13 protein-coding genes are annotated in these 14,247 nt (G+C 73.1%); 9 read left to right on the plus strand and 4 right to left on the minus strand.

All coding sequences use genetic code 11. From position 1 onward, the window contains the following. Positions 1–11: 11 nt before the first annotated feature. Positions 12–1,904 carry a hypothetical protein gene (locus ACIO6U_RS31655; protein WP_401724338.1) on the minus strand — a complete coding sequence of 631 codons (1,893 nt, stop codon included), beginning with the start codon at positions 1,902–1,904 and terminating at the stop codon, positions 12–14. Positions 1,905–2,129: 225 nt separating this feature from the next. On the opposite strand from ACIO6U_RS31655, the gene radA reads away from it, so the two are divergent. Further along, positions 2,130–3,515, plus strand: a complete 1,386-nt coding sequence (gene radA, locus ACIO6U_RS31660; RefSeq protein ID WP_355342306.1) for a DNA repair protein RadA — start codon at positions 2,130–2,132, stop codon at positions 3,513–3,515. Between the two features lie 434 nt (positions 3,516–3,949). Further along, positions 3,950–5,110 (plus strand): DNA integrity scanning diadenylate cyclase DisA, encoded by a 1,161-nt coding sequence (disA, locus tag ACIO6U_RS31665; protein ID WP_391049623.1) that lies wholly within the window; start codon positions 3,950–3,952, stop codon positions 5,108–5,110. Positions 5,111–5,217: 107 nt separating this feature from the next. On the opposite strand, the gene ACIO6U_RS31670 is transcribed toward disA, so the two are convergent. Then, positions 5,218–6,117 carry a hypothetical protein gene (locus ACIO6U_RS31670; protein ID WP_401724341.1) on the minus strand — a complete coding sequence of 300 codons (900 nt, stop codon included), beginning with the start codon at positions 6,115–6,117 and terminating at the stop codon, positions 5,218–5,220. Between the two features lie 139 nt (positions 6,118–6,256). Between ACIO6U_RS31670 and ACIO6U_RS31675 the strand changes: the two genes are divergently transcribed. The 5 genes from ACIO6U_RS31675 to ACIO6U_RS31695 all read left to right on the plus strand — a co-directional run bounded on the left by ACIO6U_RS31675 (position 6,257) and on the right by ACIO6U_RS31695 (position 11,230). Beyond that, on the plus strand, positions 6,257–7,225 hold the full coding sequence (locus ACIO6U_RS31675) for an A/G-specific adenine glycosylase (protein ID WP_401724343.1): 969 nt from the start codon (positions 6,257–6,259) through the stop codon (positions 7,223–7,225). Positions 7,226–7,684: 459 nt separating this feature from the next. Beyond that, on the plus strand, positions 7,685–8,416 hold the full coding sequence (locus ACIO6U_RS31680) for a SigE family RNA polymerase sigma factor (protein WP_391049628.1): 732 nt from the start codon (positions 7,685–7,687) through the stop codon (positions 8,414–8,416). Next, complete coding sequence (locus ACIO6U_RS31685) at positions 8,404–9,201, plus strand: hypothetical protein (protein WP_355342297.1); 798 nt, start codon at positions 8,404–8,406, stop codon at positions 9,199–9,201. The genes ACIO6U_RS31680 and ACIO6U_RS31685 overlap by 13 nt, the downstream gene beginning before the upstream one ends. Positions 9,202–9,205: 4 nt before the next feature. Then, the gene (gene cseB, locus ACIO6U_RS31690; RefSeq protein WP_355342294.1) at positions 9,206–9,889 is read left to right on the plus strand and encodes a two-component system response regulator CseB; all 684 of its coding nucleotides are present in this window, start codon (positions 9,206–9,208) and stop codon (positions 9,887–9,889) included. Between the two features lie 66 nt (positions 9,890–9,955). Continuing rightward, positions 9,956–11,230 (plus strand): ATP-binding protein, encoded by a 1,275-nt coding sequence (locus ACIO6U_RS31695; protein ID WP_391049787.1) that lies wholly within the window; start codon positions 9,956–9,958, stop codon positions 11,228–11,230. 84 nt (positions 11,231–11,314) lie between these two features. Here the strand turns inward: ACIO6U_RS31695 and ACIO6U_RS31700 are convergent, their stop codons facing one another. Beyond that, positions 11,315–11,725 (minus strand): hypothetical protein, encoded by a 411-nt coding sequence (locus ACIO6U_RS31700; protein ID WP_401724347.1) that lies wholly within the window; start codon positions 11,723–11,725, stop codon positions 11,315–11,317. 108 nt (positions 11,726–11,833) lie between these two features. Beyond that, positions 11,834–12,334 (minus strand): ATP-binding protein, encoded by a 501-nt coding sequence (locus tag ACIO6U_RS31705; protein ID WP_401724350.1) that lies wholly within the window; start codon positions 12,332–12,334, stop codon positions 11,834–11,836. A gap of 158 nt (positions 12,335–12,492) precedes the next feature. On the opposite strand from ACIO6U_RS31705, the gene ACIO6U_RS31710 reads away from it, so the two are divergent. Both ACIO6U_RS31710 and ACIO6U_RS31715 read left to right on the plus strand, forming a co-directional pair. Then, a complete protein-coding gene (locus tag ACIO6U_RS31710) occupies positions 12,493–13,869 on the plus strand; it encodes a transcriptional regulator (RefSeq protein WP_401724352.1) in 1,377 nt (458 codons plus the stop codon). Then, entirely contained in the window at positions 13,866–14,225 is a 360-nt protein-coding gene (locus ACIO6U_RS31715; protein WP_355342282.1) for a hypothetical protein, read from the plus strand. The genes ACIO6U_RS31710 and ACIO6U_RS31715 overlap by 4 nt, the downstream gene beginning before the upstream one ends. Positions 14,226–14,247 lie beyond the last annotated feature (22 nt).

Here is a 14,247-nt window from a genome sequence, read left to right on the forward strand (position 1 = left end):
TCGCCGTACGGCTATCCGGCCGGGCTCGGCGACTCCGGCGCGGTGCTGGGGGCGTCGGTCGTGGGCGGCGCGGTCGTCGGCGGAGGTGTCGTCGGGGGCGGGGTGGTGGGCGGCGGGGTCGTCGGCGGAGGCGTGGTCGGCGGGGGCGTCGTCGGGGAGGACGAGGACGGCGGCGGGGTGGTCGGGGAGTCGGAGGCGGGCGGCGGCACATTGCGGGTGGAGGAGCCGCGCAGGATCACGGTCGCGTGCGCCGGGGAGAAGGCGATGCGGGCGGTCCAGGAGCCGGAGGGCTCCAGGGCGTGGTCGACGCTCAGGGTGAGAGTGACCGATTCTCCGGGCCGCAGGTCGCCCGAGGTCGCGGAGAGCCGGATCCAGAACGCGGCGGTGTCGGCCGTCCAGTGCACGGGGGCCGCGCCGCGCGCGGTCAGGGTGACGGTGGTGCCGCTGGCGGTGACGGTGAGCGTACTGCCGCCGGGGGACGCCGAGCCGGCGGCCGTGGGGTCGGTCGAGACGGTCGTGGTGAGGACCGGCGCCGGGGTGTCCGTACCGCCGGAGCGCTGGGGGTCGGGGGCCTGCCGGGAGCTGCCCGCCTCCTGGTACGGGTCGCCGTTGAGACCGTCGGGCTCGCTGGCGGCGCGGTCCGTGCCGGGCGCGTCGGCGCCGAGCGGCGCCGCGTGATAGGCGGCCCACAGGGCGAGTACGGGCGCGGCGACGACGGCCGCGACGACCGTACTGGTGACGGCCCGGTGCCTGAGCTGCGCGCGGCGGGCGGCGCGGTCCTTGAGGTCCATGGGGAAGCCGCGCCGGTCGAAGCGCGGGGTGGCGTCGCGGGAGCGCCCGGCCCCGGCGTCCATGGCGTGCAGCAGGGCGGCGTACGCGGCCGAGCGCGGCGCCTCGATGAGGGCGAGGACGGCGGTGGACCCGGCCCCCGGAGCGCCCGGTACGCCCGAGGCCCCCGGCCAGGGCCCCGCGGCGACGACGCGTTCCGCCGTACGCCTGCACACCGGGCAGTCGTCGACGTGCCTGACGAGTTCGGTGCGCAGCGCCGTACCGAGCAATACCTTGGTCTCGCCCGCGATCTGGGCGAGGGCGGCGCAGTTGCCGGTGTCCACGACGGACAGCGCGGTGCGGGTCCGCTCCACCTCGCAGGCGGCGCGGGCGAGCAGGCCGCGCGCGGTGTCGGCGTCGATGCCGAGGACGGCGGCGACTTCGTGCGGCGGGAGTTGGTGGCGGACCGCCAACTCCAGGGCCTCGCGCTGCTCGGGCGTGGTGCCCGCGGCCTCGGGCCAGGCGAGCGCGGCGAGTTGGGCGTGCCGCTGCCCGGCGACGGCGACCGACGTGCTCGGCGGCTCCGGCGGCCCGGCGGCGAGCCGGCGCAGGCAGGTCCAGCGGGCGAGCGCGTACAGCCAGGGGCGGAGCAGCTTCGGGTCGCGCAGGTGGCCGCGCTGCCGTTCGGCGAGCGCCAGCACCTCGCCGAGCGCCCCGGCCGCCGCGTCGTGCTCGCACAGGATCGACAGGCAGTACGTGAACAGGCCGTCCAGATACGGCTCGTAGTGCGCGGGCGGCTGCATGGGGAGCGTGCCGTGCGGGCGTTGACGGTCGTGCGCCTTGTGCGTCGCTTCCCGGCGGACGTCCTTGCGGGCGTCCTTACGGGCGTCCTTACGGGCGTCCTTACGGGCGTCCTTACGGGTGTCCTTGCGCGACGGCTCCTTGCGCGCGTCGCCGCGGGCCTCCTTGCGGGACACGCGCGCTCCCTCCACGCGCGGTCCCTCCGGACGCGGCGCCTCGGTGCGCGGCGCCTCGCCGCCCGGCGTGTCCTTGCGGGCGGCCCGGCCGGCCGGCGCGCGATGCTTGCGGTGTGCGCCGGTCGTCTGGTTCTGGGTGGGGGTCTCCTGCCTGCTCATCACCGGGCGACGGTAGGCCCGGTACGGCCCCCGGTTCAGCTCTCCTGGCGTGCATTAATCCTTATGGGTAGTGATGCTGCCCAAAAGGGGACAGCTCCGTCATTCTTACGAGTGAACGCACGTGCGCGCGCTCGATGTCCCCGCCGCACGCCCCCTTGAGCGCCCCCGGCAGCCGCAGGAGCCGGTCCGGCCGCCTTGTCGGACCCTCCCGCTACGGTGGGCGGCATGGCTGCCCGTAAGACCGTCTCGAAGGACCGTCCCTCCTACCGCTGCACCGAGTGCGGCTGGACGGCGCTGAAGTGGCTGGGCCGCTGCGGCGAGTGCCAGGCGTGGGGGACGGTGGAGGAGTTCGGCGCCGCGCCCGCCGTACGGACCACCGCTCCCGGCCGGGTGACGACGGCGGCGCGGCCGATCGGCCAGGTCGACGGGCGGCAGGCGACCGCGCGCTCCACGGGCGTGCCGGAGCTGGACCGCGTGCTCGGCGGCGGCCTGGTGCCCGGCGCCGTCGTCCTGCTCGCGGGCGAGCCCGGCGTCGGCAAGTCCACGCTGCTGCTCGACGTGGCGGCGAAGGCGTCCAGCGCGCAGGGCGCGACCCTGTACGTGACCGGTGAGGAGTCCGCCTCGCAGGTACGGCTGCGCGCGGACCGGATCGGCGCGCTCGCCGACCATCTGTATCTGGCCGCGGAGACGGATCTTTCGGCCGTTCTCGGTCACCTGGACGACGTGAAGCCGGCGCTGCTGGTGCTGGACTCCGTGCAGACCGTCGCGTCGGCCGAACTGGACGGCGCGCCCGGCGGCACCGCGCAGATCCGCGAGGTCGCGGGCGCGCTGATCCGCGCGTCGAAGGACCGCGGGATGTCGACCATCCTGGTCGGCCACGTCACCAAGGACGGCTCGATCGCGGGCCCGCGACTGCTGGAGCACCTGGTCGACGTGGTGCTCAGCTTCGAGGGCGACCGGCACGCGCGGCTGCGGCTGATCCGCGGCATCAAGAACCGTTACGGCGCCACGGACGAGGTCGGCTGCTTCGAACTGCACGACGAGGGCATCACCGGCCTGGCCGATCCGTCCGGCCTCTTCCTCACCCGGCGCGACGAGCCGGTGCCCGGCACCTGCCTGACCGTGACGCTGGAGGGCCGCCGCCCGCTGGTCGCCGAGGTGCAGGCGCTGACCGTCGACACCCAGATCCCCTCGCCGCGCCGCACCACCTCCGGTCTGGAGAACTCGCGCGTGTCGATGATGCTCGCGGTGCTCGAACAGCGCGGCCGGATCAAGGCCATCGGCAAGCAGGACATCTACACCGCGACCGTGGGCGGCGTGAAACTCACCGAGCCCGCCGCCGACCTCGCGGTGGCGCTCGCGCTGGCCAGCGCCGCCATCGACACCCCGCTGCCGAAGAACCTGGTGGCGATCGGCGAGGTGGGCCTGGCCGGTGAGGTCAGGCGCGTCACCGGCGTGCAGCGCCGCCTGTCGGAGGCGGCCCGGCTCGGCTTCACCCACGCCCTCGTACCGCCGGACCCCGGCAAGATCCCGGCGGGCATGAAGGTGGTGGAGGTCGCGGACATAGGGGACGCGCTGCGGGCCCTGCCGAAGCGGACCGCACGGTCGTAGCGCCACGGCGTACGCCGGTACGGCCGCGGACGCCGGTGCCCCTACGGCCGTGCAGACGTCCGCGTTCGTACGGCCGTACGGCCGTACGGTTGCACGGCTGCACGGCTGCACGGCTGTACGGCCGCGGGCGCCCGGCTCGCGGGCACGGGGGAACGCCCCGCGCCCCTTCCCGGAGAACGCCCGGCTCGCGGTTCCGGGGAACACCCGGCACCCGTTCGGGTTGCGCGCGGCGTACAGTCACGGAAGGCCCGGCACACGGTCGTGCGGGGCCTCGCGCGCGCTCCCGGGAGAGCCCGCGCGCCGTCGCGGGACCCCCGTAGGACCGTCGCGGGACCCCGGTAGGAGCCGTCCGGCCCGCGCCGCGCCCCCCGGAAGCCGTAAACTTTGCCCTGGTCTCGCCCATTGGGCATCCGTAGCGACCGGAGGATTGCAGAGTGGCAGCCAATGACCGGGCAGGGGGCCCTCCCCCGGCCCGAAGGGCATCGGGCGACTCCCCCGGCAGGTCCGGCGGGGTTTTCGGCGCCGACGCCGGGCTGATGCGCGCCTCTTTGAGCGCCGTCGCACCCGGCACCTCGCTCCGTGACGGCCTGGAGCGCATCCTGCGCGGCAACACCGGCGGCCTCATCGTGCTGGGCATGGACAAGACCGTGGAGTCACTGTGCTCCGGCGGCTTCGTGATGGACGTGGAGTTCACCGCGACCCGGCTGCGCGAGCTGTGCAAGCTGGACGGCGCGCTGGTCCTCGACAAGGACATGACGAAGATCCTGCGCGCGGGCGTGCAGCTCGTCCCCGATCCGACCATCCCCACCGAGGAGACCGGCACCCGGCACCGCACCGCCGACCGGGTCAGCAAGCAGGTCGGCTTCCCCGTCGTCTCGGTCAGCCAGTCGATGCGGCTGATCGCGCTCTACGTGGACGGGCAGCGCCGCGTCCTGGAGGACTCCGCCGCGATCCTCTCCCGCGCCAACCAGGCGCTGGCCACGCTCGAACGGTACAAGCTGCGCCTCGACGAGGTCGCGGGCACGCTGTCCGCGCTGGAGATCGAGGACCTGGTGACGGTGCGCGATGTCACCGCCGTCGCCCAGCGCCTGGAGATGGTCCGCCGGATCGCCACCGAAATCGCCGAGTACGTCATCGAGTTGGGTACCGACGGACGGCTTCTCGCCCTGCAACTGGACGAGTTGATCGCGGGCGTCGAGCCCGAGCGCGAACTGGTCGCCCGCGACTACGTGCCGGAGCCGACCGCCAAGCGCAGCCGTACGGTCAACGAGGCGATGGCCGAACTCGACTCGCTGCCGCAGAGCGAACTCATCGAACTCACCACCGTGGCACGGGCCCTGGGTTACACCGGCTCCCCCGAATCCCTCGACTCCGCCGTCTCGCCGCGCGGTTACCGGCTCCTCGCCAAGGTGCCCCGGCTGCCCAACACCGTCATCGAGCGCCTGGTCGAGCACTTCGGCGGCCTCCAGAAGCTGCTCGCCGCGAGCGTCGACGACCTCCAGACGGTCGACGGCGTCGGCGAGGCCCGCGCCCGCTCCGTCCGCGAGGGCCTCTCCCGCCTCGCCGAGTCGTCCATCCTGGAGCGGTACGTCTAGGCGTACCGCTGGAGTCAGCTGCCTCGGGGACCGGAAGCGCCCCGACCTCGTCCGCCGCCCACACGAAGCGGCGGACCGGGACGGCCGGGGGGCCGGGCCCCCCGGGGCTAGTCCTGGGAGAGGACGAAGGAGACCTGCTTGGCGCCGTAGCCGGAGAGCCGGGCCTGGATCAGGTAGGTGCCGGGTGCCGCAGCGCTCCCCTTGGGGGTCGCGCACTTCGGGGAGCTGGTCTTGGCGTTCCACCGGAGCGTGTACGTCGTGGAGCCGTGGGCGGGCACCTGGAGGAGGTAGGAGCCGCTGCCCGCGGTGGGGCAGTCGTCGGAGGCCCAGGTGTGGGCGTTGCCCGCGGTCGAGGTGATCGTGAAGACGGCCTTGGCGGGGCCGAAGTCGACCTTGCAGGAGACGGATCCGGAATTCGCGGCGCGCAGCTCGAAGACGGGGGTCTCGTCCGGCGAGTAGGAGTTCTGGACGCTGCGCAGCGAGAGCTGGACGCTGCCGGGCGAGCAGTCGGGGAGCGTGGAGCCGGCGGGCAGTTGACCGCCCGAGCCGCCGTTGCCCGAGCCGCCGCCGGTGGCGACACCGCCGGAGGCCGCGCCGCCGGACGACGAGGTGCCCGCCGTACCCGACGTACCGCCGTCGTTGCCGCCCGAGGAACCGGCACCGGCCGAACTTCCGTCCGTGGCACCGCCGTTGGAGCCGCCATTGGAGCCGCCGTCGGAGCCGGAGGAGCCCGCGGAGGAACCGGAGGAGCCGCCGCTGTCGCCGCCCGAGGTGTCGCGGCCACCGGGGCGCCCGGTGATGTGCGTACCGGTCGGCTCGGGGCCCGGCGTGATCGTGCCGACCGGCGTGTGGGTGCCCGAGGAGCCGTTGTTGCCGCTACCGCCGCCCCCGCCGGTCGAGTTGACCAGCCAGAAGATCAGCAGGGCGACGAGCGCGAGCACACACAGCGCAACGGCCCGCCGCCGCCAGTAGATGGTCGACGGCAGAGGTCCGACGGGATTGCGCATTGAGCCCACACCCGAACTCTAGGGGAGATCACCCGCGCCTCGCCGCAACACCCGCCGCTCGGCGGCCGGTCTTTGCCGATCATCACGTTTAAGGGGACGGCCGGTCGCTGTCAGTGGCCTGTGCGAGGATCGGGAGGACATGAGCACCGACATCCGCGACGCTTCCGTCAGCACCTCAGCCCGCACGTCCCCGGCCGCCCCCGCGGGTTCGGCGGTCCCCCCGGCTCCCCCGGCCGCCGTCACCGAACTGCACGACCTGGTGATCGACTGGTTCGGCGAGCACGCCCGCGATCTGCCCTGGCGGCGGTCGGACGCGGGCGCGTGGTCGGTGATGGTCAGTGAGTTCATGCTCCAGCAGACGCCGGTCGTCCGGGTGCTGCCGGTGCACCAGGAGTGGCTGGCCCGCTGGCCCCGCCCGGCCGACCTCGCGGCGGAGTCGCCCGGCGAGGCGGTACGCGCCTGGGGGCGGCTCGGCTATCCGCGCCGCGCGCTGCGGCTGCACGCGGCGGCCACCGCCATAGCGGCCCAGCACAACGGCGAAGTCCCCGAGGACCACGGCCAGTTGCTGGCCCTGCCCGGTGTCGGGGAGTACACGGCGGCGGCCGTGGCGTCTTTCGCGTACGGGCGGCGGCACATCGTGCTCGACACCAATGTGCGGCGGGTCTTCGCCCGCGCGGTGACCGGCACCGCGTATCCGCCGAACGCGACGACGGCCGCCGAGCGGCGGACCGCCCAGACGCTCCTCCCGGCCGAGGAGCCGGTCGCGGCGCGGTGGGCGGCGGCCACCATGGAGCTGGGCGCGCTGGTGTGCACCGCCCGCTCCCCCGAGTGCGGGCGCTGCCCGATCGCCGCGCGCTGCGTCTGGCGGCTGGCCGGTTCGCCCGCGCACGACGGGCCGCCGCGCCGGGGCCAGACGTACGCCGGGACCGACCGGCAGGTACGCGGCCGGCTGCTGGCCGTCCTGCGCGCCTCCACCGCTCCCGTACCGCAGGCCGCGCTCGACGCCGTGTGGCACGAGCCGGTGCAGCGGGCCCGGGCGCTGGACGGCCTGGTCGAGGACGGCCTGGTCGAGCCGCTGGCGGACGGCGTGTACCGGCTGCCGGTCTAGGGCGTACCCGCCACCGCCGTATCCGCCACCGCGCCGCATCCGCTTCAGCGCCGCATCCGCCACCGCGCGGTATCCGCCACCGCGCCGTATCCGTCACGGCGCCGTAACCGTCACAGCTCTCCGCCGGGCACGGTCTCCGGATGATCCGGGCCCGGCGGTGCCGCGCGCCCTCCCCCGGCGGTGCCGCGTGCCCGCCCCCGTCCCCACTCCCACCTCGGCTTTCGCGGGCCGCGCCCCCTGTGACGCCTGACTTCTCGGGTCCGTAAATGCCCGTTTCATCATGAAATGCTCCTATTCATAGCCATTCACGGCTTGCATTCCACCCGTTACAGAACCGATGGGTTGCTGTGAGGCCGCTGTGCGCTCGCGGTGGCGAAAGCCCAACATCCGCTCCGTAGCGTCCTCGATGTCGGCAGGGAACGACGACAGCGGCAGGCAGGCACGGGACGGAGTCACACCATGGCGGGGAACGGCGAGGTACTGGAGTTCGAGGAGTACGTGCGGACTCGGCAGGACGCCCTGCTGCGCAGCGCCCGCCGCCTGGTGCCCAATCCGGTCGACGCGCAGGACCTCGTACAGACCGCGCTGGTGCGGACGTATCCGCGCTGGGAGGGCATCGCCGACAAGACGCTGGCCGACGCGTACATGCGCCGGGTCATGATCAACACCCGTACCGAGTGGTGGCGGAACCGGAAGCTGGAAGAGGTGCCCACCGGCGAGCTGCCGGACGCGAGCGTGGACGACGGCTCGGAGCAGCGCGCGGACCGCGAGATGCTGCTCGACGTGATGACGGTGCTGGCGCCCAAGCAGCGGCAGGTCGTGATGCTGCGGCACTACGGCCAGCTCTCCACCCAGGAGACGGCCCGCGCGCTGGGCATGTCGACCGGTACGGTGAAGAGCACCCTGCACCGGGCGCTGGCCCGGCTGCGGTACGAACTGGAGCATGGCCGCTACGGCTACTCCCGGCTGGACGCGGTGGACCGGGACTCTGCCGGGCGTGACGCGTCCCAACCGGAATCGGCATACTCGACGCACCCGGCTCATTCGACGGACGCGACCGGACCGCTCGGCGCGGCCGCTCCGCTCGGCACGGCCGGCTCGACCGGGTCGGCCGGATCGACCGACCCGCTGGACCCGGCCGCGCTCGGCCGGGAACCGATGGAACGCATGGAGGGCGTGTGGGCCGCGTAGCCTCGACTCTCGCGACGGGCGCGCTGGCGTGCGCGTGCGTCGTGGTCGCAGGCTGCGGTACGGCCGCCACCGGCGCCCGCCGCGAGGGCCCGGCGCCGGCCGCCACCCGGGTGAAGACGCCGTCCACCGTCGCCCCGGCGATCGTCGCCGACCAGGTGGCGCTGGCCACGATGGTGCGCAAGGACAACAGCGTCAGCGCGGACGTACGCGAGGATCTGACGCCGTGCGTGGGGGCCGGTTATCCGATGGACACCGACTCGGGCGACCTCACGGCGGGCGACGGCCCCGACCTGGTGATCAACGTGACGACGTGCGGCGACGGCCTCGGCATCGCCGCGTACGTGTACCGGATGGTCAACGGCAAGTACCAGAACGTGTTCGCGGACGAGCAGCCGCCGGTCTACGGCAGCGTCGAGGACGGGCGGCTCCAGATCATCCACGAGGTGTACAGGACCGACGACCCGGCGACGTACCCGACCGGGCAGGAGTCGATCACGTACGCCTGGCGCGGGCAGCGCTTCGTCGAGGTCGCGCGGGACTTCTCGGACTTCGGCGCGCGGACCCCGACCGTCTCGCCCGAGCCGACCTCGACCGACCCGGCGCCGCTGCCCAAGTCGGACCCGGTCGACCCCGGCGTGCCGGCGGCGGAGACCACGACCCCGGCGCCGGCCAAATCCCCCTCCTCCGGCGTGTCCGGCAGGCCGAGCAGTCCCGCCGCTGCCGGTTCGACGGCCCCGCAGATGTCGGCCGACGGCGACGCCGTCCAGCACGGCCAGGGACAATAGCCCGGTGGCCGCCACTCATGTCCTGTTCGTCGAGGACGACGACGTCATCCGCGAGGCGACGACTCTCGCGCTGGAACGCGACGGCTTCGAGGTCACGGCCGCGCCCGACGGGCTCGAAGGGCTCACGGCCTTCCGCGCCCGCAGGCCGGACCTCGCGCTGCTCGACGTGATGGTGCCGGGCCTGGACGGCGTGTCGCTGTGCCGCCGGATCAGGGACGAGTCGACGGTGCCGGTGATCATGGTGTCGGCGCGGGCCGACGCCATCGACATCGTGCTCGGCCTGGAGGCCGGGGCCGACGACTACGTGACCAAGCCGTTCGACGGCGCGGTGCTGGTGGCGCGCATCCGCGCCGTACTGCGCCGCTTCCGGGCGGCGGGCGGTGACGACGGGCTGGACGACGCGCCGCAGCTCTCCTTCGGGGACATCGAGATCGATCCCGAGGGCATGGTGGTCACGCGGGCCGGGGAGCGGCTGGCGCTGACCCCGACCGAGATGCGGCTGCTGCTTGAGTTCGCGGGCGCGCCCGGCACCGTGCTCTCCCGCGACCGGCTGCTCCAGCGGGTCTGGGACTACGAGTGGGGCGGCGACACGCGGGTCGTGGACGTTCATGTGCAGCGGCTGCGCGCCAAGATCGGCCAGGACCGGCTGGAGACCGTCCGCGGTTTCGGCTACAAGCTGCGGGCCTGAGGTCGCGTGCCGTCCCGTCCGGCGGACTCGCCGTCCGCCTCCTCGTACCCCGGAGCCCCGCGCCGTTTGCGTACCGGCCCCCGCCGCTTCGGTACCGGCCCGCGCTGGTTCCGTGCCGGTCTGCGCTGGAAGATCGCCGCGGCTATCGCCGTGGTGTCGGCGCTGGTCGCGCTCGCGCTGAGCCTGGTCGTGCACAACGCGGCGCGGGTCAGCATGATCAACAGCACTCGTGACGTCCAGGACGAGCGCGTCCAGTCGGCGCTGCGGATCTACGAGACGACCGGGCGGCTGGTCTTCTACGCCAAGATCGACGACCCGGAGCTGCCGCGCGAGCTGAAGGAGTTCGCGGCCAAGGGGCAGCGCGCCACGTATGTGCAGGACACCGGCGGTCACCCGATGGTGTGGGCGGAGACGCCCGCCGCGGACGGCCGGGTGCTGTCGCTGAAGACCGGTTTCACCGACCGCTACTCCGTGCTGGACGACCTCGACCAGGCGCTGGTGGCCGGGTCGCTCGCGGTCGTCGTCGGCGGTACGGCGATCGGCGTGCTGATCGGCGGCCGGATGTCGCGGCGGCTGCGGAAGGCGGCGGTCGCGGCCCGCAAGGTCGCGGACGGCGACACCGAGGTACGGGTGCGCGAGGCGATCGGCGGCCGGCGCGTACGGGACGAGACGGACGAGCTGGCGCGGGCCGTGGACGCGATGGCCGACGCGCTGCAACTGCGGCTGGAGGCCGAGCGGCGGGTGACGGCCGATATCGCGCACGAGCTGCGGACGCCGGTCACCGGTCTGGTCACCGCCGCCGAGCTGCTGCCGCCCGGCCGCCCCTCGGAGCTGGTGCGCGACCGCGTGCACGCGCTGCGGACGCTGGTCGAGGACGTCCTGGAGGTGGCGCGGCTGGACGGCGCCGCGGAACAGGCCGACCTCCAGGAGCTGGCGCTCGGCGAGTTCGTCCGCCGCCGCGTCGTGGCACTGGCGCCGGACGCCTCGGTCACGGTGGCCGAGGAGGCCGTCGTGCCCACCGACCCGCGCCGCCTGGAGCGCATCCTCGGCAATCTGCTCGCCAACGCCGCCCGGCACGGCGGCGCCCCCGTCGAGGTGGTGGTCGACGGCCCCTATCTGCGCGTCCGCGACCACGGGCCCGGCTTCCCCCCGGACCTCCTGCGCGACGGCCCCAACCGCTTCCGTACGGGCTCCGCCGCCCGCTCGGGCGGCGGCCACGGCCTGGGCCTGACGATCGCCACCGGCCAGGCCCGCGTCCTCGGCGCCCGCCTCACCTTCCGCAACGTCCCCGCCGAGGACGGCGGCGGCGCGGTCGCGCAACTGATGCTGCCCCGCGAGTAGCCGTGGGTCCGGCACTTCGCGGGGCTTGCACAATCCAGTGACCTCCCGCCACGCGAATGTCGGTCGCAGTCGAATGGCACGCGTCTACATCTCCCGCGGGTGGGCGGTGGACGCCGCGGGGACAGCCGTTGGCTGCCAGGGGTCGGTGAGTTCGTAGCAGTGGCCGCCGGGATGGTCCGCGTACTGGCAGCACCCCTCGTCCAGCGGTTCGGGCGCGCGTACCCGGCAGTCGGGCAGCACCGTGAGGGCGAGTGGCCTCTCGCTGCGGTCCCACCGGGCCCAGACCGAACCGGTGTCGCGGCCGTCGATGTGCATCACGTACGCGTGGTGGTCGCCTGCGGCGTGGGCCTGGAGCACGCATCGCAGGTCGCGGTCCACGTGCTCGGGCTCCGTGGTGTCGGGCGGGGCGAACGCCCGCGCCGCGGGCACGAGTTGGTCGGGTAAGAGGCGGCGGGCACCGCACACGGGTAAGGGTGCGGGCACGAAGTCGTTCACGGCGGACCCTCCATGGTTGTTCTCGAAGTCGCGTCGCCCGGAATCGAACCGGGGCTTGCCCGACCGGGGGGCCGGGTCTCTTCCACGGAAATACGGGGGGGGTGACGGTCACGCGGGCTCGCGCACCAAAGCGGCTACGACGGCCCACGTCGTCTTCGTGCCGTTCTCGTGCGGTGTCCAGCCCCAGTCCCGCGAGAGCGCGGCCACCAACGGCAGCCCACGACCGGTCTCGCCGTAGCGATCGGGGCCGCGGTCGATGACCGGCGGACGGCGCGAGCTGTCGCGTACTTCGATCAGCACGTGACCGTCGGCTGCGGTCACGGTCAACGCGATGCTCGGGCACGGCGCGTGCTGTAACGCGTTGCCGACCAGTTCGCTGAGCACGATCAGCGCCACGTCCGCTGCCTCGCTCAGTCGCCACTCGGCCAGGCGGTCACGCAACTCGTGGCGCGCACGGCCCACCTCGGCGAGTTCGGGCCTCAGCCCGAGTGCGATGCGATGCCGCGCAATCATGCGGGGCCGGCCGCGAGGCGCAACGGTTTTGGTCGGCATGGGCGATCTCCGTTCCAGAATGAGCAGCGTCTCTGGTAGTTGCTCGTAGTTGCTCATCGAGGAAAACCGATAGCGTCCGGCGATCGCGTGGCCACCGGCGTGTAAGAAGCATGCAATTCGCACATCGGAGTCGCCCCGACCGGGCATCCAGCCTCCAACGTGCCGCTTCAGAAGCTACGTTCTGACCGTCAACGTGCTGAAGTGCCGGAGCCGAGATGACCGCAGACGCCAAGCCCAACAACGTCATCCGCGATGTGCGGGAAGCTCAGTTCCGCATGAGCCGGACCGAGTTCGCCCGACACGTCAACGCCACGGCGTCAACTCTGGGCGAGAACACCGGCTGCACTCCGCGCCTCATCGCGGCGTGGGAGCGCGGAGAGGTCGCCAGCCCCCGGCCTGTCTACGAGCGCGTGCCGCACAAACTCACCGGTCGCTCCCTGACCGACCTGGGATTCAGCCCACGGCGGGCCACGACCAGCACAGTCGCGGTGACCGTCCGGCGGGCGACGTACGGACGGACCAGGGCCAGGACCGCGACCGGACACGGCGGGCCAATCCATATCGACAACGCGTTCGTTCAGGAGCCCGACTCAGGCACTCTTGAGGACATGATCCGTCGTGAGTTCCTACGACTCGTCAGCGTCACGGGGGCGATAGTCGCGCTCCCGCAGCCCCTGGCGCCGCCCGAGACCGGTGCGGCTCCCACCGAGGACATGCGTGAGCGCAGCACGCTCAATGCCGATCTATGGAGCGTCTACGGTCTGACATCGACCAAGCAGTCGGTGTATCCGCTGGTGCGGGAACAACTCGCCTCTCTCACCTCTGCCCTGAGGGGAGGGCAGCGGGCCTCGGAGCACCGCGAACTGTGCGGCATGGTCGGCGACATCGCCCAACTCGCCGGCGAGGTCTGGTTCGACGCGAACCGGTACACCGAAGCCGCTCAGTGCTACCTGCTGGCCGGTGACGCGAGCAAGGAAGCCGGGAACCGGGATCTGTGGGCCTGTGCACTGGTCCGGCACTCGTTCGTCAGTCTCTACGCGCGCCAGTACGACGAGGCGCTTCCGCTGCTTGAGGCAGCCGCGGCCCTCGCGCGGAACGGAGACGGTGAGCTGCCCACCCGCCACTGGGTCGCATCCGTGCGGGCGCAGGTCCTCGCCGGGCTGGGTGACGCGGACGGCTGCAACCGCGCGCTGGACGAGGCGGCCGGCGTGCAGGATCTCACCGGCCCCGCCCCCGGCGGCTGGCTGCGCTTCACCGGCGACCGACTGGCGGAGGAACGGGGGGCCGCCTATATCTCCCTGGGTCGGCTGGACCTGGCCGAGCAGGCTCTCACGAGAGCGCTTCGTGAACCGCTCTCCCCGCGCCGCCAGGGCTCGGTGCTCACCGACCTCGCCGTGATCGGTGCCCGCCGCAAGGACATCGACCGGCTGGTGAGCCATGGGACGGGCGCGGTGGACGTGGCATACCGGACCAGGTCGGGTTACATGATCCAAAAACTGCACGGCTTGAGGAGTCATCTCACGCCGTACGTGTCCGACAGGCGGGTCCGGGAGTTGTCGGACCGCATGACAGCGTTGGGAGTCCGAACGTGACACAAGAACCTGGACGCCTGTTTCGTGAGGCGTGGATCACCGGAGTGCACCGGCACTTCCCGGGGGAGCCGAAGGCCGGGTACGTGACGCCGTGGGAGGCGACGCCGGAGTGGGAGCGGGCGTCGGCAGCGGCCGTGGAGGGGCAGGTGCGGGAGTTCCTGGCGGTGAGCGGCGGGCACGCGGGCAGGCTCGGCCGGGAGCAGAAGGGGCGGTTCGTGGCGACGTGCTGGATCGCGCAGATCTACCGGCACTTCGAGGACCCGAAGCCCGGGTATGTCGCGGACTGGGCTGAACTGCCGCCCTGGCAGCGGGAAACGGACGCGGACATCTTCGAGGCGGTCGAGGCCGCGTCGTAGCCGCGGCGCGACCGAGCCCCGC

This window comes from Streptomyces sp. NPDC087422, from assembly GCF_044744145.1.
GTDB lineage: Bacteria > Actinomycetota > Actinomycetes > Streptomycetales > Streptomycetaceae > Actinacidiphila.